General features: G+C 66.1%; 25 protein-coding genes and 1 other RNA gene. 11 read left to right on the top strand and 15 right to left on the bottom strand.

Translation table 11 applies throughout. The features are described 5' to 3' along the window. From IT540_RS03290 to IT540_RS03280, 3 genes are all read right to left on the bottom strand, one after another. Nucleotides 1-1667: class I tRNA ligase family protein (locus IT540_RS03290; protein ID WP_291173239.1), on the bottom strand; the 1667-nt coding region annotated here is incomplete at its 3' end. A 55-nt stretch (nucleotides 1668-1722) separates the two neighbouring features. Continuing rightward, nucleotides 1723-2328 carry a glutathione S-transferase family protein gene (locus IT540_RS03285; RefSeq protein ID WP_291173236.1) on the bottom strand — a complete coding sequence of 202 codons (606 nt, stop codon included), beginning with the start codon at nucleotides 2326-2328 and terminating at the stop codon, nucleotides 1723-1725. A 61-nt stretch (nucleotides 2329-2389) separates the two neighbouring features. Next, nucleotides 2390-3130 (bottom strand): 16S rRNA (uracil(1498)-N(3))-methyltransferase, encoded by a 741-nt coding sequence (locus tag IT540_RS03280; protein ID WP_291173233.1) that lies wholly within the window; start codon nucleotides 3128-3130, stop codon nucleotides 2390-2392. Nucleotides 3131-3240: 110 nt separating this feature from the next. Between IT540_RS03280 and ubiA the strand changes: the two genes are divergently transcribed. Then, entirely contained in the window at nucleotides 3241-4251 is a 1011-nt protein-coding gene (gene ubiA, locus IT540_RS03275; RefSeq protein ID WP_291173230.1) for a 4-hydroxybenzoate octaprenyltransferase, read from the top strand. A 40-nt stretch (nucleotides 4252-4291) separates the two neighbouring features. Here the strand turns inward: ubiA and IT540_RS03270 are convergent, their stop codons facing one another. After that, on the bottom strand, nucleotides 4292-5083 hold the full coding sequence (locus tag IT540_RS03270; protein ID WP_291173227.1) for a cell cycle transcriptional regulator TrcR: 792 nt from the start codon (nucleotides 5081-5083) through the stop codon (nucleotides 4292-4294). Nucleotides 5084-5394: 311 nt separating this feature from the next. Here IT540_RS03270 and IT540_RS03265 point away from each other — a divergent pair, with 311 nt between their 5' ends. Both IT540_RS03265 and IT540_RS03260 read left to right on the top strand, forming a co-directional pair. After that, a complete protein-coding gene (locus tag IT540_RS03265; RefSeq protein ID WP_291173224.1) occupies nucleotides 5395-5829 on the top strand; it encodes a MaoC family dehydratase in 435 nt (144 codons plus the stop codon). Nucleotides 5830-5871: 42 nt separating this feature from the next. Continuing rightward, entirely contained in the window at nucleotides 5872-6825 is a 954-nt protein-coding gene (locus IT540_RS03260; RefSeq protein WP_291173221.1) for a bifunctional riboflavin kinase/FAD synthetase, read from the top strand. Nucleotides 6826-6998: 173 nt separating this feature from the next. Here the strand turns inward: IT540_RS03260 and IT540_RS03255 are convergent, their stop codons facing one another. After that, nucleotides 6999-7325: a hypothetical protein gene (locus tag IT540_RS03255; RefSeq protein ID WP_291173219.1), complete on the bottom strand. Its 327-nt coding sequence runs from the start codon at nucleotides 7323-7325 to the stop codon at nucleotides 6999-7001. Between the two features lie 101 nt (nucleotides 7326-7426). Between IT540_RS03255 and IT540_RS03250 the strand changes: the two genes are divergently transcribed. The 3 genes from IT540_RS03250 (at nucleotide 7427) to IT540_RS03240 (ending at nucleotide 9714) form a co-directional block, all read left to right on the top strand. Beyond that, complete coding sequence (locus tag IT540_RS03250; RefSeq protein ID WP_291173216.1) at nucleotides 7427-7789, top strand: hypothetical protein; 363 nt, start codon at nucleotides 7427-7429, stop codon at nucleotides 7787-7789. 152 nt (nucleotides 7790-7941) lie between these two features. Next, nucleotides 7942-9324, top strand: coding sequence for a glutamate--cysteine ligase (locus IT540_RS03245; RefSeq protein WP_291173214.1), 1383 nt, complete (start codon nucleotides 7942-7944; stop codon nucleotides 9322-9324). Between the two features lie 189 nt (nucleotides 9325-9513). Then, entirely contained in the window at nucleotides 9514-9714 is a 201-nt protein-coding gene (locus IT540_RS03240; RefSeq protein ID WP_291173211.1) for a hypothetical protein, read from the top strand. An 18-nt stretch (nucleotides 9715-9732) separates the two neighbouring features. On the opposite strand, the gene IT540_RS03235 is transcribed toward IT540_RS03240, so the two are convergent. The 10 genes from IT540_RS03235 to ffs form a co-directional block, all read right to left on the bottom strand. After that, complete coding sequence (locus IT540_RS03235; protein ID WP_291173208.1) at nucleotides 9733-10872, bottom strand: carboxynorspermidine decarboxylase; 1140 nt, start codon at nucleotides 10870-10872, stop codon at nucleotides 9733-9735. Nucleotides 10873-10977: 105 nt separating this feature from the next. Then, a complete protein-coding gene (locus tag IT540_RS03230; protein WP_291173205.1) occupies nucleotides 10978-11400 on the bottom strand; it encodes a hypothetical protein in 423 nt (140 codons plus the stop codon). Between the two features lie 76 nt (nucleotides 11401-11476). Then, nucleotides 11477-11860, bottom strand: coding sequence for a hypothetical protein (locus IT540_RS03225; protein ID WP_291173202.1), 384 nt, complete (start codon nucleotides 11858-11860; stop codon nucleotides 11477-11479). A 192-nt stretch (nucleotides 11861-12052) separates the two neighbouring features. Then, nucleotides 12053-13396, bottom strand: coding sequence for a hypothetical protein (locus tag IT540_RS03220; protein WP_291173199.1), 1344 nt, complete (start codon nucleotides 13394-13396; stop codon nucleotides 12053-12055). 257 nt (nucleotides 13397-13653) lie between these two features. Beyond that, complete coding sequence (locus IT540_RS03215; RefSeq protein ID WP_291173197.1) at nucleotides 13654-14868, bottom strand: saccharopine dehydrogenase family protein; 1215 nt, start codon at nucleotides 14866-14868, stop codon at nucleotides 13654-13656. A 177-nt stretch (nucleotides 14869-15045) separates the two neighbouring features. Next, on the bottom strand, nucleotides 15046-15366 hold the full coding sequence (locus IT540_RS03210) for a YbaB/EbfC family nucleoid-associated protein (RefSeq protein ID WP_291173194.1): 321 nt from the start codon (nucleotides 15364-15366) through the stop codon (nucleotides 15046-15048). 127 nt (nucleotides 15367-15493) lie between these two features. After that, nucleotides 15494-15856 (bottom strand): DUF1810 domain-containing protein, encoded by a 363-nt coding sequence (locus IT540_RS03205; protein WP_291173191.1) that lies wholly within the window; start codon nucleotides 15854-15856, stop codon nucleotides 15494-15496. A 124-nt stretch (nucleotides 15857-15980) separates the two neighbouring features. Continuing rightward, nucleotides 15981-16235, bottom strand: a complete 255-nt coding sequence (locus IT540_RS03200) for a PepSY domain-containing protein (protein ID WP_291173188.1) — start codon at nucleotides 16233-16235, stop codon at nucleotides 15981-15983. A 257-nt stretch (nucleotides 16236-16492) separates the two neighbouring features. After that, nucleotides 16493-18274, bottom strand: coding sequence for a DNA polymerase III subunit gamma/tau (locus tag IT540_RS03195; protein WP_291173185.1), 1782 nt, complete (start codon nucleotides 18272-18274; stop codon nucleotides 16493-16495). Nucleotides 18275-18467: 193 nt separating this feature from the next. Beyond that, an RNA gene (ffs, locus tag IT540_RS03190) (signal recognition particle sRNA small type) lies at nucleotides 18468-18563 on the bottom strand. 156 nt (nucleotides 18564-18719) lie between these two features. On the opposite strand from ffs, the gene IT540_RS03185 reads away from it, so the two are divergent. The 5 genes from IT540_RS03185 to nuoG form a co-directional block, all read left to right on the top strand. Next, entirely contained in the window at nucleotides 18720-19064 is a 345-nt protein-coding gene (locus tag IT540_RS03185) for a hypothetical protein (RefSeq protein ID WP_291173182.1), read from the top strand. A gap of 261 nt (nucleotides 19065-19325) precedes the next feature. Then, nucleotides 19326-20030, top strand: coding sequence for an NADH-quinone oxidoreductase subunit NuoE (gene nuoE, locus IT540_RS03180; RefSeq protein WP_291173180.1), 705 nt, complete (start codon nucleotides 19326-19328; stop codon nucleotides 20028-20030). Between the two features lie 9 nt (nucleotides 20031-20039). After that, nucleotides 20040-21323 (top strand): NADH-quinone oxidoreductase subunit NuoF, encoded by a 1284-nt coding sequence (gene nuoF, locus IT540_RS03175; RefSeq protein ID WP_291173241.1) that lies wholly within the window; start codon nucleotides 20040-20042, stop codon nucleotides 21321-21323. A 4-nt stretch (nucleotides 21324-21327) separates the two neighbouring features. Continuing rightward, nucleotides 21328-21597: a pentapeptide repeat-containing protein gene (locus tag IT540_RS03170; protein ID WP_291173177.1), complete on the top strand. Its 270-nt coding sequence runs from the start codon at nucleotides 21328-21330 to the stop codon at nucleotides 21595-21597. Nucleotide 21598: 1 nt separating this feature from the next. Further along, on the top strand, nucleotides 21599-22463 hold an 865-nt coding region (gene nuoG, locus IT540_RS03165), incomplete at its 3' end, for an NADH-quinone oxidoreductase subunit NuoG (protein WP_291173174.1).

Here is a 22463-nt window from a genome sequence, read left to right as displayed (position 1 = left end):
TTATCCATCGCGATGAACCCGGCAGCATCGGGCCTGCCCGATGCGTCCGCGATGGATTTATCCATCGCGATGAACCCGGCAGCATCGGGCCTGCCCGATGCGTCCGCGATGGATTTATCCATCGCGATGAACCACTGCGGCGTGTTGCGGAAGATGACCGGCTTCTTCGAGCGCCACGAGTGCGGATACTGATGCTTCAGGCGTCCGCGCGCGATGATGTTGCCCGCTTCCGCCAGCGCCTTGATCACGGCGTCGTTGGCATCGCCCTTGTCGCCGTTCTCCTTGAGCACGCGCTTGTCCGTGAACCCCGGCGCCTCTTGGGTGAGAACGCCGTCGGCTTCCACCGTGAACGGGATCGTGGTGTCGATGCCGCGGTCGCGCAGCGCCTTCTGGTTCGCGATCCAGATATTGTAGTCGTCCGCGCCATGCCCCGGCGCCGTGTGCACGAAGCCGGTGCCAGTGTCGTCGGTGACGTGATCCCCATCGAGCAGCGGAACGTCGAAGTCGTAGCCGAGCGCGGCGAGGGGATGGGCGCAGATAGTCCCCGCGAGCAGCGTGCCAGGCACCTGCTCGACGTCAAATACAACGGGGGGCAGTTGCGGCAACTTTAGATACTTAGCCAGTGCGTTTCTGAAATCTGAGTAAAGCGTGTCGTTGGCGGAGATTAGCCAGCTAGTGTCACCAAACTTTTCCCGAATTGCAGCTCGAGTGACATTTATGGCCTCGCGATTTGCCTCATAGGCTTCAACTGATAGTCCGGAAATTGAGGCGGCCTCACTAACGTCATCGGGTGCGCACAGCGGCTCACCAACGGAAACGAGCTGATATGATAGCTTAGCAGAGTAGGAGATCGCTCGGTTTCCTGGAATCGTCCAAGGAGTAGTTGTCCAGATCACCACCTGAGATCGCTTGTTGGTCAATAGTGGAACCTTGCTTTCCAATACGGGGAAACCCACCCAGATAGTATCCGACTGGTAATCCTGGTACTCGACCTCCGCCTCCGCCAGCGCCGTCTTCTCGACCACGCTCCACATAACCGGCTTCGAGCCGCGATAGAGCAGGCCGTTGGCGGCGAACTTCATCAGCTCGCGCGCGATGGTCGCCTCCGCCGCGTAGCTCATCGTCAGATACGGATTCTCCCAGTCGCCGATCACGCCGAGGCGCTGGAACTCCTCACGCTGAACGTTGACCCACTTTTCCGCGAACTTGCGGCACTCGTCGCGGAACGCGTTGATCGCGGCCGGGTCCGAGAAGTTCGGCTTCTCCTGTCCCTTGGCGCGATACTGTTCCTCGATCTTCCATTCGATCGGCAGGCCGTGGCAGTCCCAGCCCGGCACGTAGTTGGAATCGTGGCCAAGCATCTGCTGGCTCTTGACCACGAGGTCTTTCAGGATCTTGTTCAGCGCGTGCCCGATGTGGATGTTGCCGTTGGCATAGGGCGGCCCGTCATGCAGCACGAACTTCGGCCGGCCACGGGACGCCTCGCGCAGCTTGCGGTAGAGGTTGCGCTCCTGCCAGCGCTTGAGGATCTTGGGTTCGAGATCCGGCAGCCCGGCCCGCATCGGAAAATTGGTCTGCGGCAGGTTAAGCGTCTGGCTCCAGTCGTGTCCCGTCGCCTCGGCCTTGTCCGCCGTGCTCGCCTCCGCCCCGCCGCTGCCTTTTGCCATTTCCGCCTGTCTTTCCGTCTCGGCCGTGATGTGCAGGCGTTCTAGACCATGATCGCTAGCCCGCCAAGCGCGCCGCATCCGCCGCCTGCGCGGCCTTGTGCGCCGGCCGAGCCGACAGTCGCTCGACATAGGCGAGGTATTCCGGGCGGTCCGGCAGCACCTTGAAGCCCAGCATGTAGGCGATGCCGGAGCCGACCAGCACGTCGGCGGCGGAGAAGCGGTCGCCGAGCAGCCAGGGTCCGGGGATCAGCGCGGCCGAGAGCGTGTCGAGCACGTCCGCGGGCTTGCCCCAGCCGGCCATCGAGGGCGGCGTCTCGCGCTTCAGCGAGACATCGACCATCGCCGGCTCGAAGCAGCTTCCGTAGAAGAACATCCACTTGAGATAGCGGCCGCGCTCCGGCGCATCGACGGGCGGCGCGAGGCCCGCCTTCGGATACTTGTCGGCGAGATAGGTCAGGATTGCCGGCGACTCGCTCACGATCGTGTCGTCGTCGCGTAGCACGGGGATCTTGCCCATCGGATTGATCTTCAGGAAGTCCGTCGACTTCTGCTCGCCCATCTTGAGATCTACGGGCACGACCTCGAACGGCTCGCCGAGCTCGTGCAGCATGTAGTGGACGATGGTCGAGCGCGATTGCGGGTTGTGATAGAGCGTCAGCACTAGCGAGCCTCCGATCTGTTTCCTCTGCCGTTCCAACCCCGGCCATGACAAAAGCGTAGTGCTACCGCCAGTCGCCGAGCGCGGCATTGACGAGCGCCAGCGCGGCGACCGCGGCCGTATCGGCGCGCATGACGCGCGGTCCGAGCGATATGGCAGTCGCCTGTTCGACCGCGCGGATCATGTCGCGCTCATCGGGCGAAAATCCGCCCTCGGGTCCGATCAGCACGGCGAGCGGACCGGGCTCGAGCGCCGTCAGCGCTGTGAGCGGGCTCGCCACCTCCGCGCCCTCGTCACAGAAGATCAGCGCGCGCGACGGATCCCAGTTTTCCAGCAACGCCTTGAGCTTCACCGGCTCGGCAACGTCCGGCACCCGAAGGATGCCGCACTGCTCCGCGGCCTCGATGGCGTTGGCCCGCATGCGCTCGAGATTGACGCGCTCGGCGACCGTATGCCGCGTGAGCACGGGCACGAGCCTGGCGACTCCCATCTCCGTCGCCTTCTGCACCATGTAGTCCAGCCGCGCGCGCTTGAGCGGCGCGAAAAGATAGTGAAGATCCGGCCCGTCCGCCTGCGCCCGTACGAGGTCCGCGATGTCCAGCACGGCGTCGCGCTTGCCGGCTTCGGCGAGGCGTGCCCGCCACTCGCCGTCGCGGCCGTTGAAGACGAGGATCTCGTCGCCCGCGCCGAGGCGCAGCACGCCCCGCAGGTAACGCGCCTGCTCCGGCGTGCACGGGATCTTCGCGCCCGCCGCCAGGGGATGAGCGACGAACAGCCGCTGTGAGGTGAAATCGTGGACAGCCATGCCGTTTCCATATCCGAGGCCGCGGCGCGATCCAACCGCTTGGCGGGACCGCGCGCCGCGGGCTACCCGTGTTGCCGGAGCGGGCGGCGCCCGCTAACGTCGGCGCCGACATGAGCGACGAGGACCGATCGGCGATGGCGGCGCACGCGGCAAGCCCGGATCTTGAGCCCCGGCGGGACGGCGGAACCCCCGCGGTTGCCGATGCGCCGGCCGGAAACTGGGTGGATCTGTACGCGCCGGCCGCGTGGCGCCCCTACCTGCGGCTCGCCCGCATGGACCGGCCCATCGGCACCTGGCTGCTGCTGTTCCCATGCTGGTGGTCGGTGACGCTGGCCGAGGTGTCGAACGGCCGCCCCTATCCGGACCTCAAGATGCTGGCGCTGTTCGCCATCGGCGCCATCGTCATGCGCGGCGCCGGCTGCGCCTACAACGATTACGTGGACCGCGAGTACGACGCGCGCGTGGCCCGCACGGCGAGCCGCCCGATCCCCTCCGGCCAGGTCTCGCCCGAGGCGGCGCTGGTGTTCGTGGTGGCGCTGTCGCTGATCGGCTTCCTGGTGCTGATCTGGTTCAACCTTTTCACGATCATGCTCGGCATCTCGTCGCTGGCGTTGGTCGCCATCTACCCGTACATGAAGCGCTTCACCTACTGGCCGCAGGCCGTGCTTGGTCTCGCCTTCAACTGGGGTGCGCTGATGGGCTGGGCGGCCGTCAAGGGATCGCTCGCGCTGCCGGCGCTGCTGCTCTATGCGGGCTGCGTGCTGTGGACCATCGGCTACGATACTATCTACGCGCACCAGGACACCGACGACGACCTGCTGCTGGGCCTCAAGTCCACGGCGCTGACCTTCGGCCCCGACCCGCCGTTCTGGGTCGGCAGCTTCTATGTGGCGGCATTGCTCTTGTGGATCGCCGCCGGCTTCTTAGCCGGCACGCATCTTGTGTTCTTCTTCGGCGTGGCGCTGGTCGGCTTGCAGATGGCCTGGCAGGTCTCGACGCTCGATACGTCCGATCCCAAGAACTGCCTGCGCCGCTTCCGCGCCAACCGCGATGTCGGCGCCGCGATTTTCCTCGCCCTGCTCGCCGATACGCTCATTTCCTGGTGGGCTGGCCTGAGCTGATTTCCCTCTCCCCGTTCTTACGGGGGAGAGGGGAAAGCGGTCAGTCGCCCGTGCCCTCGTCGCCGTCCTTCTCCTCGCCGCCCGAGGACAGCTCCTTGAGCTTGGCGAACACGCGGGCCTCCTCCTCGGCGGGCGTCTCCTCGCGCTCCTCGGCGGCATCCTTGGGCTGCACGATCTCGGCTGTCGGCCGGAAACCCTCCTCGGCCGGCGCGGGCGCGGCGGGCGCCGTCGTCTCCTCGGTCGGCAGCAGCGTACCGGCCTTGATGGCCTCCTTCTGCGCTTCGCGCCGTTCGCGCTCGAGGCGCCGCGCCGCCTTCTTCACCTCGTTGTCGAGGTCGGTCTGAGAGCAGAGCCCGAGCGTCACCGGATCCTGCGGCACGAGGTTCGGCGAGTTCCAGTGCGTGCGGTCCTTGATCTGGGCGATAGTCGGCTTGGTGGTGCCGACGAGGCGCATGATCTGGCTGGTCTTGAGCTCCGGGTGGTTGCGCAACAGCCAGAGCACGGCGTTCGGCCGGTCGTGGCGGCGCGAGACCGGCGTATAGCGCGGGCCTCGCTTGGTCGTGGTCGTCTCCGGGATGACGACCTTGGGCTCGGCGATCTGCAGCTTGTGGCTCGGGTCCTTCTCGGCGGCCTCGATCTCGTCGCGCGTGAGCTGGTTCGATGTCACCGGGTCGAGCCCCTTGATGCCCTGCGCCACGTCGCCGTCGGCGATGCCTTTCACCTCGAGCACATGCAGCCCGCAGAACTCGGCGATCTGCTCGAAGGAGAGCGAGGTGTTTTCGACGAGCCACACGGCTGTGGCTTTCGGCATCAGGGGTTTGCGGTCGCTCATAGGATCTTCTCCGGGCTCCCGCGGGGACGCTCCGCGAAGGCCATTACATGGGTAAGAATTTTGGGATCGGGCGCTTATAGCGCGATCCGATGCCCGGCTGCAACACCCGCGTGTGCGGGCATCGCCGCAAAATGCGGTCTCGGCGAGTTGCAGAGCGGCGGGCCGACCGCTAGACCATGAGCGCCCCGGACCGGGTCCGAGGCGCAAATCACAGGTCTCATAAGAAACCTGGAGCGCGATCGCGATGGATCAAGACCCGGTCGCGCGCGAGGTGAGGGGCCTCCATTGGTTGACCGGCAGGAAAGAGCAGCATGACAGCCAGCAAGCCCATCTACTTCGAGGATCTCGAGGTCGGCCAGGAAGCCTCCCTATCGAACACGGTGACGGAGGCGGACATCTCGGCCTTCGCCGACATCTCCGGCGACCGAAACCCCGTGCACCTTGATGCGGCCTATGCGGCCACCACCATGTTCAAGGAGCGCATTGCCCACGGCATGCTGTCGGCGGCCTACATCTCCGCCGTCTTCGGCATGAAGCTGCCTGGCCCCGGCGCCATCTACATCTCGCAGACGCTGGCCTTCAAGGCGCCGGTCAAGATCGGCGACACGGTGGTCGCCACCGTCAAGGTGGTCGAGCTGATCCCGGAGAAGAAGCGCGCCCGCTTCGAGACCGTGTGCACGGTCAACGACAAGCCGGTGCTGACCGGCGAGGCCCAACTGATGGTCCCCGCCCGCCCGGCCGCGTGACGTCGCGACGCGAGCGCCTGCGGCATGGAAGAGAAAGGCGTCATGCGCGTCATTCATGGCTCTGAAGCGGTCCCGCCCGAGGCCCGGGGCGCCGTGCTGGCGCTCGGCAACTTCGACGGCGTGCACCGCGGCCATCAGGCCCTGATCAGTCGTGCGGTCACGGAGGCGAGGCGCAGCGGCCGCCCGGCGGGCGTGCTGCTGTTCGAGCCGCACCCGCGCGAGTTCTTCAATCCCGATGCACCGCATTTCCGCCTGACGCCGCTCGAGGAGAAGCTTGCCGTCCTCGACGAGCTGGGCCTCGACGTCGCCATCGTGCTGCCGTTCGACGCCGCGCTCGCCGCGCGCTCTGCGGAGAGCTTCATCGCCGACATTCTAGTGGGCGCCCTCGGCGTCGCGCATATCGTCGTCGGCTATCACTTCTTCTTCGGCCGCAACCGCGGCGGATCGGCCGAGACGCTGCGCGCCGCCGGCGCCGCCCACGGGTTCGGCGTCACCGTGGTCGAGCCCGTCGCCGACCGCGGCGAGCCATATTCGTCGACGGCCATCCGCCTGGCGCTGGCGGAAGGCGATGTGAAGGACGCGGCTGAAAAGCTCGGCCGTCCGTGGCGCGTGAAGGGACCCGTTATCGGCGGCGCCAGACGCGGCACCGGGCTCGGCTTCCCGACCGCCAACGTCGCGCTGCCGAAGGGCACCGCGCTTGGCCACGGCATCTTCGCCGTCCGCGTGAGGCTCGACGACGGGCGCACGCTCAACGGCGCCGCCTATCTTGGTACGCGTCCCACCTTCGACGACGGCATGCCGGTGCTCGAAGTGTTCCTGTTCGACTTCGACGAGGAGATCTACGGGCGCGAGATCGAGGTCAGCTTCATCGACAAGGTGCGCGACGACCGCAAGTTCGCGAGCGCCGACGAGCTCGTGCGCCAGATGCAGGACGACTGCGCCAAGGCCCGCGCGATCCTCGCCGCTGCTCCCTCCCCACAAGGGAGAAGGGAGTAGCTGCGACCGCCTAGTGTCCCGATTCCGAAGTTCGCCAGAGTTCGCGGCTAGGTTGGCGAGCGAACTTCGGAATCATAAGGGACACTAGAATCATAGAATTGCTAGTGTGACTCAGATCGAGAAATTCGCTCGGGACCTTGCTGCTTGAGGTGGCGAATTTCTCGATCATCACACTAGAACGTCGTGATGCTGGAAGGGCCGCGCTCGCCCGGCTTGCGACCTTCCTTGCCGAGCTTCATGACCTGCCGCGTGCCGTCCGGCAGTGCCAGCGTGACGTATTCACACTTCCGATCGAGCGCCAGGATCGCGCGCAGAATGCGCTGCCCCGCGTCCTTGCCCTCGTCGATGAGCTCGGCATCCAGCGGGCCGGCGTGATAGGTGCAAGCCTCGGTTCCACCAGCCATTTTCTTGTTGGGAACGGTTGTGCCGTCGAGTGTAACCGCCGCGGCAACGATAGCCGCGACGATAATGCCGCCGGCAAGCAGAGCCTCGTACTTCATCGCGCGCTCCTGAAGCAGCGATTCGTTTACGCCCCCTCCCTATCATGGTGGACTGGCGCGAAGCGTGCCGGGGCGGGGTCGGACGAACTGGAGAGGTGGCGATGCAAGCCAAGTCCCTGCTCATGGTGGCCGCACTGGCGGCAGCCGGCGCCTTCCCCCTCGACGCGTCGGACCGGCGTGGCCATCGTCCCGACGAGGACCGTCACAGGGGTGGCCCCAATATCATCATCGAGCCTGAGATCGATCTCTCCCGCTCGCGGCGCCCGAACGTTGATGCGCCGGAGTTCATCATGGCCGAGATAGGGCGCTGCACGGATGCCGGCATCCGCCTCTTCGTCGATTGCCTGCGACCGAACCACAGCCCCGTGATGATCCGCCGCCTCGAGGCATGCATAAGTTCGGAGACCATCCCCGATGAGCCGCGCCGGGTCGCGGCCTGCCTCCCTCCGGCGCGCGTTCGCTAGACTTTGGTCGTGCTGCGGCGCGATTGGACGCCACGGAGCGGCAGCGTCGTCCGCCTGAAAAAGCGGCATGCGACCCGAGCCTCTTGTGAACCCGCCCGCCTGCCGCCATAACTCCAGCCGAACCGCGCCCCGGACCGCCAGAGGCCCCACGCATGTCGACCCGCCAGGATGGGGCTGAGAGCCCGCTCGCGCGTTCCCGCGACGATCTCGTTGCCTGGATCGCGGCCGGCGAGAAGCCGAAGAAAGCTTGGCGCATCGGCACCGAGCACGAGAAGTTCGTTTTCTACACCGAGACGCTGAGGCCGGTTCCCTACGAGGGCGAGCGCGGCATCCGGGCCCTCATGGAGCACATGATGGCCCGCTACGACTGGGTGCCCATCCTCGAAGGCACGAACATCATTGCGCTGAAGCGTCCGGACGGCCAGCCGGGCGGCACCATCAGCCTCGAGCCCGGAGGCCAGTTCGAGCTGTCCGGCGCGCCGCTGCGCACGCTGCACGAGACGGCCGACGAAACGGAGGAGCACCTGCAGCAGGTGCTCGACGTGGGCGAGGATCTCGGCATCGGTTTCCTCGGCGTCGGGTTCTCGCCGAAGTGGACGCTCGACGAGACGCCGCATATGCCGAAGGCGCGCTACGAGGTGATGACGCGCTACATGCCGACGGTGGGAAAGCGCGGTCTCGACATGATGTACCGCACGGCGACCATCCAGGTGAACCTCGACTTCGCGAGCGAGGCCGACATGGTCAAGAAGCTGCGCGTGAGCCTCGCGCTGCAGCCCATCGCCACCGCCATGTTCGCTTCCTCGCCGTTCACCGAGGGCCGCATCAACGGATTGAAGTCCCTGCGCAGCGAGGTCTGGCGCGAGACCGACCCGCGCCGCACCGGCATGTTGCCCTTCGTGTTCGAGGACGGCATGGGCTATGAGCGCTACGTCGACTACGCGCTCGACGTCCCGATGTACTTCGTCTACCGCGGCGGCCGCTACATCGACGTGGCCGGCGCCTCCTTCCGCGATTTCATGGCGGGCAGGCTCGCGGCCCTCCCCGGCGAGCACCCGACGCTCGACGACTGGTCCGACCATTTGACCACGCTGTTTCCGGAGGTGCGGCTCAAGCGCTTCCTCGAGATGCGCGGCGCGGACGGCGGCCGCTGGCCGCGCATCTGCGCGCTCTCCGCGTTCTGGGTCGGCCTCCTCTACGACGAGACGGCGCTCGACGCCGCCTGGGACCTGGTGAAATCGTGGACCGCGGCCGAGCGCCAGGAGTTGCGCGAGATCGTCCCGCGCGAGGCGCTTTCCGCCCGCTTCCGCGATACGTCGGTACAGGAGCTGGCGCTGGCGGCGCTGCGCATTTCGCGCCTTGGTCTCCGGAATCGCCGCGAGATCAACTGCAAGAGCCAGGACGAGACCATTTATCTGGCGCCGCTGGCGCATCTCGTGGGATCCGGCCGCACGGTGGCGGACGAGCTGATCGAGCGCTACGAGGGCCGCTGGCGCCGCAACATCGACCACATCTTCGAGGAGTTCGCCTTCTGATTTTGAGGCGACGTGCCCGGCCGTGCTGCTTAGCATATGAGCATCGGCAACCTAAGGCAGCGTAAGGCGTTTGCTTCAATTCAGGTGGCGTTCATCGCCGCACCTGTAAACCATAACTTGCGCTTGCGAGCGCGGGGTGGAGAGATACCACAATCGTCAGTAGACAACCCGAGGCAGAGGAGGTCGACGGTGAAGAGAATGATTCGATGCGCGATCGTCGCCCTGTGCCTGGCGGCGTCCGCAGCCGTTGTCTTCCCGGTAGCCTTCGCCAACGATTGCGCGCAGCGCTGCTACGCCCAGGAGAACGCCTGCCGCCGCGCCACCAAGGACAGCCCGAGTTGCGGCGCGGAGCTGACCCGCTGCCTCCAGTCCTGTCGCGCCAAGCGGTAGCCAGCGTGAGGATGGCTGCTAGCCCAGCCGCTCCCGGAACGCCTCGTATCCGAAGCTGCGCACCACCTCGTAGTGCCCGTCCTCGTGCAGCAGGGCGAGGTCCGGCAGCGGCGTGCCGTTGAACGTCGTGTTCTTCACGAACGAGTACTGCATCATGTCGCCGAACACGACGCGCGAGCCCGGCGCGAGCGGCTCGGCGAACGAGTATTCGCCGATCACATCGCCCGTCATGCAGGTCTTGCCGCCGAGAATGTAGGAATGCGCAAGCACGCCCGGCTTGTCCGCGCCGAGTACCGGCGGCGTGTAAGGCACCTCCAGCACGTCGGGCATGTGAGTCGAGGCCGAGGCATCGAGGATGGCGATCTCGCGCTCGTTGCGGTGCAGGCCGATCACCGTGGCCACGAGGTAGCCGGTGTCGACCACGAGCCCCGCACCAGGCTCGAGATAGGCCTCGAGCCCGAACTCGGCACGGAACGCGGTGAGCGCCGCGATCAGCTTGGCGACGTCGTAGCCGGGCTTGTTGATGAAATGCCCGCCGCCGAAGTTCACGGCTTTGACGCGCCGGAGGTAGGGGTCGAAGTTCCGCGCCACGTGCTCGATCAGCCCAACGGAGCCATCCGCGAGCGACTCGCAGAGCGCGTGCACGTGGAAGATGTCGATGTCGTCCCATGGAAGCTGGTCGATCTCCGCGACCGTGGTGCCGAAGCGTGAGTTGGGCGCGCAAGGATCGTAGAGGCCCCCGCCGAGCGTCGCGTTCGAGTATCCGGGGTTGATGCGCGCGCCGACAGCACGCCCCGTGGCCTTGGCCAGCGGCAGTCCACGCGCGATCTGCTCCGGCGAGTTGAAATAGATGTGGTCGGCGATGGCGGTCAGGCGCTCGACCTCGCCCGGCCCGTAAGCCGGTGCGTAGACATGGACTTCCTTGCCGAACTCCTCGCGTCCCATGCGGGCCTCGTACTCGCCGGACGCGGTGGTGCCGTCCAGCACGCCCGTCATTAGCGGGAAGGCAGCCGGCATTGCCCACGCCTTGGTGGCGAGCAGCATCTTGACGCCGGCCTCGCGCTTGATGCGGGCGGCGGTCTCGAGGTTCCGCTTGAGCGCCGCCACGTCGAGTACGTACGCCGGGGTGCGGATATCGTCCGGAAGCTTAGGTGTCATGGCCCTGCCAAAAAATTCTCCCTCCCCGCATGAAACGGGGAGGGGCACGCTGAGCGCGCTATATGGCATTGCTGGATGACGACTTCCAGAGCGGGGGCGTATCGGTTAACGCCTCTCGGCGCCGTCGGGCCAGCGATAGAGGAACGTGATGAAGAAGAGCGCGACGTAGATGGCGGCGAAGGCCACGCAGCCAAGCACCGCCGACGCCTCGTAGAGCGACAGCCCATGCAGAAAATCCGGCCGCTCGCTGCCGAAGCTCGCGATCTCGAGGCTGTTTGATCCGAGCTTGCTCCAGGCCCGCTCCGTCCCGAGCAGCAGCGCGTTGAGGCCGCTCGTCAGCACGCCCATGAAGGCGAGCCCGCAGGAGAGGAGTAGAAACGCCAGCGTCCGCAGCACGAAGGGCGCATCCTTGAGAAACAGCCACAGCCCGACGATGTAGGCCGAGATCATGCCGAAGCTGACCGAGACGACGGACACGACGAGCGCCGTCAGCTCGTTACGGATGGATAAAATCTCGCCTTCTGACATCGCGCCCCCGCGCCGAAGATCCCCTTGCCGGGCGCACCTTACGCGAGGCGAATGACATTTGCACCGTTCGGCAAGCTCAATGGCTTGCACCCGGGGGATCGGTGTAGAAGTCCAGGTCGTCCTGGATGTTCTGCGCCGCGATGCGCCAGTTTCCGGGCGCGTGGGTGGTGCCGTTCGTGGTCGTGATCGGCGTCGGCCTGACATCGGTCTCGATGGCGGTCAGCGGCTCGCTCGCCGTGAGCGGGATGGCGCACAGCCGGCCCGCGAGCTGCTGCAGCTCCGTCATGATCATGGCGCGCCGTGCCTCGTGGTGCGCCGTCACCTGCCGGATCTCGTCGAGCAGCTTCTCGTCCACGTGGTTGAGCGCAGCATCGAGCGCGCGGATGAGCGCCTGCTCCTCCTGCGTGTTCTCCGCGAGCCTGCGATGCATTTCCGCGAGCTTTTGAGAAAGGTGCGCCATGGCTGTTCCCCCGTCGTCCCTGATAACCGTCGAATCACGCTGTAACGCTCCGGGAATTTTGTGATTCAATTGAGGACGGGCAACGTCACAATTGGCGCAGGCGCACAAACTCGGGCCTTCGATTTTATTCCGCTCTGGATAACTTTATTCGTCTCGGATCGAGAAAAAGTGCGAACCGCCGGGTATGCCCGATCAGCGGTGCCGCCCCTGCCAGACGCCTGCGAGGTGATCGGCAACCGTCGTGACGACGCCGTCGTCGCGCATGTAGGCGTTGTGATAGAGGGCGTCCGAGAGGCGCTTCCACATGGCGTCCGGGTTGGCGATGCCGCCCTCCGGCCCGTCGTTGGCGACAACACTGTTGTAGAGGCTCTGCGCCGCGACGAAGAGCGCCGCGTCGTCGATTCCGCCGAGATCGATGGCCTCGATGCGTTCCTCGCGGGCGCGCACGAGATAGGGCGGAAGCCGCGTTACGCCTGTCAGCTTGAAGGCATCGTCGCCTCCGAAGGCCGCGCCGATCACGCCGCCGTGGATGGCGGAGGTCAGGAACTTCGCATAGAGCCAGGCGCCGCCCGCGCGGGCGATCAGCCAGATGGCGAAGAACACGGCACCGTAGATCACCGGCACGAGCAGCAGGAAAGTGAAGTCCGCTCCGAGCGCGAGCCCGTATACGCCCGTCTTCAGCTTCTCGATGATCGGCTCCATGAAGTAGCTGCCGGTCCACGCGAAGAACGCGACCGTCGCCACGACGCCGGCGAGTGACGCGAAGGCCGTGAGCGCGCGCATCGCGGCGCCGGTCGTCACGTACTCGGGTGAGATCTCGGCCGCCGTCTCGAGAAGCTGCATGGCCTCGTCGCGCGGGCTGTGCACGACGAGCCACTGCGACGGCGCGAGCGACCGCGCGAACAGCCGCGCCGCGAGGCGTCCGCGCGCGAGCTTGCGGGTGCCCGCAACGAGGCTCCAGACGCCGAGCGCGAAGAGCCCGCCGAAGAACACCACGGCCTCGATCTTCTTGTTGCTGTCGGTGGGCAGGATCTCGACCAGGTACCACAGCATGATGGGCGGGATGACGAGGCCGAGCACAGTCTGGAACAGCGCGATCAGCAGCGGCACGGTCTTGAGCTGCCGCTTAAAGAACGGCGTGCCGAAGCTGACGATGCCGCCGCGATGGGGCGAGATCCCCGCGCGCGTCAACCCCTCCACCGTGACGTTGCCGCCGTGGCTGTGGGCGATGACGGCGTGGGGGCGTCCGGCCTTGTGCAGATCCTTCAGCGTTCGCGCGAGGGTGGCTGCGCCCTTCAGGCGGTCGAAGTCCGAGTTCATCCCCGACCAGTGCAGCGGCCGGATCTCCACGTTCGGGACCCCGCGCTCCCAGAGGCGGTAAACGAGATGCTGTGTGAAATTGGAGCCACGCTGCCACCAGCGCTCGCCGTCGTCGTCGGGATGCGCGTCGTTGGTGCCGTGCACGGTGACGATGACCGGTCCGACAGGCGCCTCGGCATGCGGGTTCGAAAGCTCGGCCTGTGCGGCGTCTTGCATTGAGATCCCCCAGCAACGGGCGCCATCTCAACGGGAAAGCTCCGGAATGTGAACAAAAAAATGAGCGGCCGATGCCGCCCGTGGGATCGTACTCCCCTATTCGTCATAGCCGGGCTTGACCCGGCCATCCAGGGCCACGCACACTATCGCCGAGCAAGTTGCCCTGAATGGCCGCCTCGGAGGGCGGCCATGACGTATTGGGACAACCACTTGCGGAAACAAAAGCCCGGAGCGGGGGCTCCGGGCTCTAGCTTTGATCAGGTCTTGACGGCGAACAGCTCGGCCTGGTCGGCGGGCGTGATATCCCTCACGTGCCAGGGCAGGCCCTGCTTGCCGAGCTCGTCGAGGAACGGCTTCGAGGGAAGCTGCTCGACGTTGAACACGCCCTTGCCGCTCCAGGCGCCCTTGAACATCTGGATCGCGCCGACGACCGGCGGCACGCCCGTCGTGTAGGAAACAGCCTGCGCGCCCGTCTCGACGTAGCACTGGGCGTGGTCACAAACGTTGTAGATCAGGACCGTCTTGCGCTTGCCGTCCTTCGTGCCGTCGATGATGCAGCCGATGGAGGTGCGGCCCGTGTAACCCTCGCCGAGCGACGACGGCGCAGGCAGCAGCTCCTTCAGGAACTCCATCGGGATCACGGGCGTGCCCTTGTACATGACGGGGTCGATGCGCGTCATGCCCACGCTCTGCAGCACGTCGAGGTGCTTGATGTAGTTGTCGGAGAAGGTCATCCAGAAGCGGATCTGCTTCAATCCCTTGATGTTCTGGACGAGGCTCTCCTCCTCCTCGTGGTAGATGAGGTAGCTTTTGCGCGGACCGACCTCCGGATAGTCGATCATGCAGGAGATCGTAAGCGGATCGATGTCGATCCAGCGGCCGTCCTTCCAGTACTTGCCGCGCTGGGTTACCTCGCGGAGATTGATCTCCGGGTTGAAATTGGTGGCGAACGACTTGCCGTGGCTGCCGTCGTTGCAGTCGATGATGTCGATGGTGTCGATGGTGTCGAGCAGGTGCTCCTGCGCGTAGGCGCAGAAGATGTTCGAGACGCCGGGGTCGAAGCCGCAGCCGAGCACGGCCATGATGCCCTTGTCGGCATACTTGTCCTGATACTTCCACTGCCAGGAGTATTCGAACTTCGCGACGTCGCGCGGCTCGTAGTTGGCCGTGTCCATGTAATGGACGCCGGTCTTGAGGCACGCGTCCATGATCGGCAGGTCCTGGTAGGGGAGCGCCATGTTGATCAGGAGGTCAGGCTTGACCTTCTCGATGAGCGCGACGGTCTCGTCCACGTTGTCGGCGTCGACCTGCGAGATGTCGATCGGCGTCACGCAGCGCTGGGCGACTTTCTCGCAGCTCTCGAGGCGCCGAGACGCAAGATGCACATGTCTGAAAATATCGCGGTTCTTCGCGGCCTTCTGTGCTGTGACCGAACCGGCCGCGCCAGCCCCGATGATGAGAACGCTGTCCAAGGCAAAGCTCCCTTCCTGGATGAGAGACCAAACAAAGACAGCTCGCGTGCACCCGCACTCTGAGCAAGCGTGCGCAAATAGGGCACAACCCCCCGAATTTCAACAGCTCGAAAGCCCTTCGTCGTCGATTAGCGGAATTTTTTCAGACGAGAGCCGACCGGGACCGGCGTCATGCCGTCAAAAAAGCTTCATGCCGGGCGGCAGCGGCAGCCCGCCGGTGAGCTCGGCCATCTTCTCCTGAAGCCGCGCCTCGACCTTTCCCTTGGCATCCGACATGGCGGCAACGATCAGGTCCTCGACGATCTCGACCTCCTCCGGCTTAATGAGCGAGGGGTCGATCTTGACGCGCTTGATGTCGCCTTTGCCGGTGAGCGTCACGGACACGAGCCCGGCGCCGGCCGAGCCCGTGACCTCGAGCGCACCAAGCTCCTCTTGCAGGCGCTGCATGCGCTCCTGCATGTCCTTGACCTGCTTCATCATGCCCATCAGGTCTTTCATCGGATCTCCTTGTTGAGGCAGTAGGCAGCGGCCGGCCGGCAGCAATAGGGCGCGGGGCTGCCTGTTGCCCGCTGCCTGCTGCCAAGTCGCCCCGAACGTAGAGCATTTTGGCGCGCGCTGCACCGCTTCATCGCTGCATCCACTCGGTTCCGCACGCGTCGCAGAAGATCTCGATGCACGACAGGAACTTCATGGCGTCGACGCCGCCGAGGATCTCTTCGAGCGGAACGTTCTCGTGCGACATCACCAGATCCACGCACTCCTTCAGGCGCGGGCCGAGCACCGGGTGGGCGAGGTAGGCGCGTGCCTCGTCGAGCGAGGCGATGCCGTAGAACTCCGATTTCGGGCTGCGGCCGAGCCCCTTTGCCTGCGGAAAGATGAACCAGATCCAGTGTGTCGTCTTGCGCCCGGCGCGCAGCTCGTCGAGCACACGCTCGTAGACCGGCGCCTGCGCGTCGACGAAGCGCTGGAGGTTGAACGGGTCGTTCAAGGCGCGTGCTCCTCGCCCCTCACGTGGGGACCGCGGGCCGACCGGAAGGCCGCGACACGAAAAAAGCCGGGTTTGACCCCGGCCGCAAGTGTCCGTCGCGTCCTGTGTGGGAGAAGGCGCGCGTCTACTCTTTCTTCTTCTTGTCGGTGATCTTGCAGTCTGTATCGACGGTCACGTCATATTTGCCGTCCGCGCATTCGGCGCCGGCGACGGTGTAGAAGCCGTCACCGGAGTGGATCTCGCCGAGCTTGCAGCCGTCCGCCTCGAGCGACTTGGTGATGCCGTTGACGGTGGCCTGCGAGAACTTACCCTCGGAAGCCGCGAAGGCAGGCCCGGCCGCGAGGCAAAGGGCAAGGGCGGGTAGTGCGAAGGAACGCATGCGTTTTCTCCCTGTGAAGGCCCGCCGAGCGCGCGAGTCGGCTGAGCCGCGACACGCTATAACATTGCTCATTGTCCCGCGGGAGAGGCGAGGCGCGCTGCATCGAAAATCGGGATCAATTCCCGGTGGCTGCACAAAGAGCAGGCAGTCCTAGACCATGATCGCTTCGGACCCTATCAGTCCGAAGCGTGAATCATTGGTCTCATCAAAAAGCTAGAGCGCGATCCCGATTCAATCAAAGCCGATCGTGCTCTAGGTCAGCCGGTTTTGCTGTCGTCGTCGCGGTCGCGCGCTTTCGGCGGCACTGGCGTGACCTCCGCGTCGGGAAACGCCTTCAACACCGCCGCCACGGCCGGATGGCGCTTGAGCGCCGCGATCTCCTGCGCCTCGCGCTCGCGGCGCACCTCGCCGATCGGACGCTCGCCGGGCGTCTTGGAGAGCGCCACGATCCAGCGCCGCCCGGTCCACGCGTTGAGCTTCTCGCGCAGGTCGTTGGCAAGATCCGGTGCCGCGCCCGGCAGCAGGAAAAGGTCGATGGCACCGGCCGCGCCGTCGTAGCGCACGAGGCTCACCTGCTCCTCGAGCGCGAGCCTGAGCTTGGCATCGCGCTTGTCGCCCGCGAGCGCCACCACGTCGGCGAAGCTCGCGAGCGGGCGCAGCGACACGCCCTGGCCGGGACGGGGCGCGAGCCCGCCGTCCTCGTCATCCGGCGCATCGGACGCGAAGTCGAATTCCCCCGCGTCCTCGGGATCGAAGTCGGCTGCGGGAGCGTCGGCCGCGTCCATTGGCGCGGCGTTGGCCGTCGCGCCGACGCTGGCGGCGGGTGCGGATGTCGCCGGCCGCGCACCATCGCGGCGCCGTTCCGGCGCACCGCCGAGCATGCGGATGATCTCGTCTGGTGGCGGCAGGTCTGAGATGTGGGCGATGCGGATCAACACCATCTCGGCCGCGGCCAGTGGGTTGGACGCCTTGCCGGCCTCATCGAGGCCCTTGAGCAGCATCTGCCAGAGCCGGGCGAGCAGCGCCATAGAGAGCCGCGCGCCAAGCGCCTCGGCCCGGCGCTTCTCCTCTAGCGCGAGCCCTTCGCCCGCCGCATCCGGCCCGACCGCCTTGACGCGCGCGGTGATGTGCACGGCCTCCGCGAGGTCGGCGAGCACCTGGGCGGCGTCCGCCCCGTCCTGGAACAGCGTGTCCAGCGCGCCGAGCGCCTGCGCGATCTCGCCGGCCACCAGGAGGTCGAGCAGATCGAAGATGCGCCCGCGGTCCGCAAGCCCGAGCAGCGCGCGCACCGACGCCGCGGTGACCGTGCCGCCCGCCTCTCCGAACGACGTGGAGATCGCCTGGTCCAGGATCGACAGCGCATCGCGCACCGAGCCTTCCGCCGCGCGGGCGATGAGCACCAGCGCGTCGTCGTCGGCAGACGCACCCTCGGTCGCAACGATGGACTTCAGATGCTGGGCAAGGCGCGGCACGTCCACGCGCCGGAGGTCGAAGCGCTGGCAGCGCGAGAGCACCGTCACCGGCACCTTGCGCACCTCGGTGGTGGCGAAGATGAACTTCACGTGCCCCGGAGGCTCCTCGAGCGTCTTCAGGAGCGCGTTGAACGCCCCCTTGGACAGCATGTGCACCTCGTCGATGATGAACACCTTGGTGCGCGCCGAGAGCGGCCGGTAGCGCGCGCTTTCGATGATCTCGCGGATGTTGTCGACGCCGGTGTTCGACGCCGCGTCCATCTCGATCACGTCCGGGTGCCGGCTTTCCATGATCGCCGCGCAGTGCCGCCCGAGCCCCGGCATGTCGATGGTCGGCTGGTTGACGGTGTCGGTCTCGTAGTTGAGGGCGCGGGCGAGGATGCGCGCTGTGGTGGTCTTGCCGACGCCGCGCACGCCGGTCAGCATGAAACCGTGCGCGATCCGCCCCGACGCAAACGCGTTGCGCAGCGTCTGCACCATGGTTTCCTGGCCGATCAGGTCGTCGAACGTCTGCGGGCGGTACTTGCGCGCCAGCACGACATAGGGCTTCGCCGGTGCTTCGGTCACACCGCCGCTCGTTGCACCGCTGTCTGATTTCTTCTTAGCCATCCGCCCCGCCCAGACGCTCAACGATGGGGGAAATGAGAGGCATCACTATCGGCCCATAGGGCCGGGGAGCAAGGCGACCCGCGGCTCGTGCCGCGCCCCCGCGGAGGGCGCCGGATCGCCGGCAGCGATCCGATCAGCGCCCGTGAGCGAATAAAGAGGCTGACGAACGACCCGTGCACCTGTCGTTAGGGCTGCTTCCTTCCGGACCTGACCCGGTTGGCGATGGTCTCGTCCGCCGCCAGCCTCCGAGCGGAATATGGCGCCTCGGCGAGGGGGTGGCAAGCCCGGCGGGAGGCACGGTGCACCACTCTGTGGCCGCGCGTTCAGCCTGTTTCTCAACGGATACTGGCGAGCGCGCGGAAATGCAGGCATAATCAGCCTGCAAACTGGGGGAGGGACCCGCATGATCGACAATCTGTTTCTGCTGGCGGTCGCCGCTCTTGGCTGGGGGCTGTCGCTCGCGACGTATCGCCTGTTCGCGCTTCGCCATGAGTGGCCGATGGGGGCGCTCCAGATCGATTTTCCGGCCATCCCCGTGCTCATCGGGGCGTTTGCGATCGTGATCGCGGTCTTCTTTGCTGCCATTCGCGGCGCGGAGGCCGGAGGCTGGGTCATCGTGCTGTTCGGCATTCTGCTCGCGATCTTCTGGACCGGCTTCCTTCGCGTCGGCTCGCAGATCTCGCTGTTCCTCGCACCGGTCGCGACCGTGCTGCTGATCACGGGATGGCTCAGCCTGCCGCTCGCGTGAGCTTGCGTGCTCCAATTCGGCACGCTGAACTCTGACGAGCGCGATCGGCTTTTCACGCGCATCTTCCAGGACCAAAGTCCCGTGCACGTCGCGTGGCGCGCGGCACCGTACCTGCTTGCTTTCGCGCTGCAATAGACGTAGTGGATCGAGAGACTTCAGCGGGGGAGTGCGTAGCGAGGTCGCGGACGATCAGGGTGCCGATCCCGGATCTCCTCCGTGCTGCCTCCCAGCCCCGCGGGTGATCCGCTTTGGGGAGCCAGCATGGCCGTCCGCCGTCTCAGTCCCGACCAGCCCCGCGACTTCGCATTCACGCCTGAGAATCTCGCCTGGGCGAAGGAGACCATCGCCAAGTTCCCGCCCGGCAAGCAGGCCTCCGCCATCATTCCGCTTCTGTGGCGCGCCCAGGAGCAGTCGGGCGGCTGGCTGCCGGAGCCCGCGCTGCGCCATGTGGCGGATATGCTGGGCGTTGCCTATATCCGGGCTTATGAGGTGGCGACGTTCTACACGATGTTCCAGCTCTCGCCCGTGGGCGCCAAGGCGCATGTCCAGGTCTGCGGGACGACACCGTGCATGCTGCGCGGCGCCGAAGGGCTGATCGACATCTGCAAGCGTCGCATCGCTGAGCACCCCCACGAGCTGTCCGAGGACGGGAATTTCTCGTGGGAGGAGGTTGAATGCCTTGGCTGCTGCGCCAACGCTCCCGTCGTCCAGATCTGGAAGGACACCTACGAGGATCTGACGCCGGAGGCGCTCGACAAGGTCCTGGGCGCGTTCGCGCGCGGCGCGGCGCCGAAGCCCGGATCGCAGGTCGGCCGTAAGACCTCCTCGCCGGAGGGGCCGCCGACGAGCCTGGCCGATCCCGCGCTCTACGACGGGTCGAGGCTCGGGGACTGGCGTGCACGCTTTCCCGAGCTGCAGGAGGGCGGTAGTGGAGCCGCGCCGGCGGCCGAGAAACCCAAAGGGTAGTTTCGCATGCTGCTCGAGGACAAGGACCGTATCTTCACCAACATCTACGGGTTCCATGACTCGGGGCTCAAGGGTGCGCGGGCGCGCGGCTCCTGGGACGGCACCAAGTTCTTCATCGACAAGGGCCACGACTGGATCATCTCGGAGATGAAGACCTCGGGCCTGCGCGGCCGCGGCGGCGCGGGCTTCCCGACGGGGCTCAAGTGGAGCTTCATGCCCAAGGCGGTCCCCCGCCCCTCCTATCTCGTCATCAATGCCGACGAGAGCGAGCCCGGTTCCTTCAAGGACCGGGAGATCATGCGCAACGATCCGCATCTCCTGATCGAGGGCGCGCTGCTCGCCGGCTTCGCCATGCGCGCGCATACGAGCTACATCTATATCCGCGGCGAGTTCATCCGCGAGCGCGAGCGCCTGCAGCGCGCCATCGACGAGGCCTACGACGCCAAGCTGATCGGCAAGAACAACATCCACGGCTGGGACTTCGACCTTTACGTCTCGCACGGCGCCGGCGCCTACATCTGCGGCGAGGAGACGGCGCTGCTCGAAAGCCTCGAGGGCAAGAAAGGCCAGCCGCGCCTGAAGCCGCCGTTTCCGGCCAACGTCGGCCTCTACGGCGCCCCGACGACCATCAACAACGTGGAGAGCATCGCCGTCGTCCCTGAGATCCTGCGTCGCGGCGGCCACTGGTTCGCGGCGCTCGGGCTGCCCAACAACACCGGCACCAAGCTGTTCCAGATCTCGGGCCACGTGAACCGCCCGTGCGTGGTCGAGGAGGAGATGGGCATTCCGCTGCGCCAGCTCATCGACGAGCACTGCGGCGGCGTGCGCGGCGGCTGGAGCAACCTCCTGGCCGTGATCCCCGGAGGCTCGTCGATGCCGCTCATCCCGGCCGATCTCTGCGAGACGCTGACCATGGACTTCGACAGCCTGTCGAAGCTCAAGTCCGGCCTCGGCACCGCAGCCATCATCGTGCTGGATAAGTCGGCGGACGTGGTGAAGGCGATCGCCCGCATCGCCTACTTCTACAAGCACGAGAGCTGCGGCCAGTGCACGCCGTGCCGCGAGGGCACGGGCTGGATGTGGCGCGTGCTCGACCGCATGTCGCGCGGCGAGGCGGAGAAGAGCGAGATCGACAGGCTTTTCGACGTCTCGAAGCAGATCGAGGGCCACACCATCTGCGCGCTGGGCGACGCGGCCGCGTGGCCGGTGCAAGGCTTGATCCGCCACTTCCGCCCCGAGATCGAGGCCCGCATCGACGCCTACAAGGCCGCGCACCGGCAAGCGGCGGAGTAGGGCGATGAAATTTCACAACACCACAGAGCGCATCGAGGCTAATGACGCAGACCTGTCGGGTTCGTCGTTCGAGAACGTCAACCTCTCGGGCGCGCAGCTGAGCGACGTCAAGCTGTCCGGCGCCGTGATCAGCGACGCCTGCCTCCGCGGCGTGAGGATCAACGATGCCAACCTGTCGGGGTTGTCCATCGCCGACTGTCGCCTCGATGGCATGACGATCGAAGGTGTCGACGTCCGGGACCTCCTGGATGCCTACAAGAAGGTTCAAGCCTGAGATGCCGAAAGAGCTCATCATCGACGGCAAGCTGACCGAGGTCGAGGACGGCATCACGCTGCTGCAGGCGTGCGAGCAGGCCGGCGCCGAGATCCCGCGCTTCTGCTATCACGAGCGTCTGTCGATCGCCGGCAACTGCCGCATGTGCCTGGTCGAGGTGCAGGGCAGCCCGAAGCCTGTCGCCTCCTGTGCCATGGGCGTCAACGACCTTCCGCCGAACAAGGACAACTCGCCAAAGATCATCAACACCCAGAGCGCGGTCGTGAAGAAGGCGCGCGAGGGCGTGATGGAGTTCCTGCTCATCAACCATCCGCTCGACTGCCCGATCTGCGACCAGGGCGGCGAGTGCGACCTGCAGGACCAGGCCATGGCCTACGGCTTCGACCGCGGCCGGTTCCGCGAGAACAAGCGCGCGGTCAAGGACAAGGAACTGGGCCCGCTGGTCAAGACGACCATGACCCGCTGCATCCACTGCACCCGCTGCATCCGCTTCGCGACCGAGATCGCCGGCGTCGAGGAGCTGGGGGCGACGGGCCGCGGCGAGAACATGGAAGTCGGCACCTACGTCGAGAAGGCCCTGACCTCGGAGCTGTCGGGCAACATCATCGACCTCTGCCCGGTCGGCGCGCTGACCTCCAAGCCCTACGCCTTCACCGCCCGCTCCTGGGAACTGCGCAAGACCGAGTCGGTCGACGTGCTGGATGCCGTCGGCTCGAACATCCGGGTCGACACGCGCGGACCGCAGGTCATGCGCATCCTGCCGCGGCTCAACGAGGCGGTGAACGAGGAGTGGATCTCCGACAAGACCCGCTTCGCCTATGACGGGCTGCTGCGCCAGCGCCTCGACCGCCCCTACGTGCGGCGGG

The organism is Hyphomicrobium sp. (assembly GCF_020852195.1).
Lineage (GTDB): Bacteria > Pseudomonadota > Alphaproteobacteria > Rhizobiales > Hyphomicrobiaceae > Hyphomicrobium_C.
This window is presented reverse-complemented; position numbering and strand designations above follow the sequence as displayed.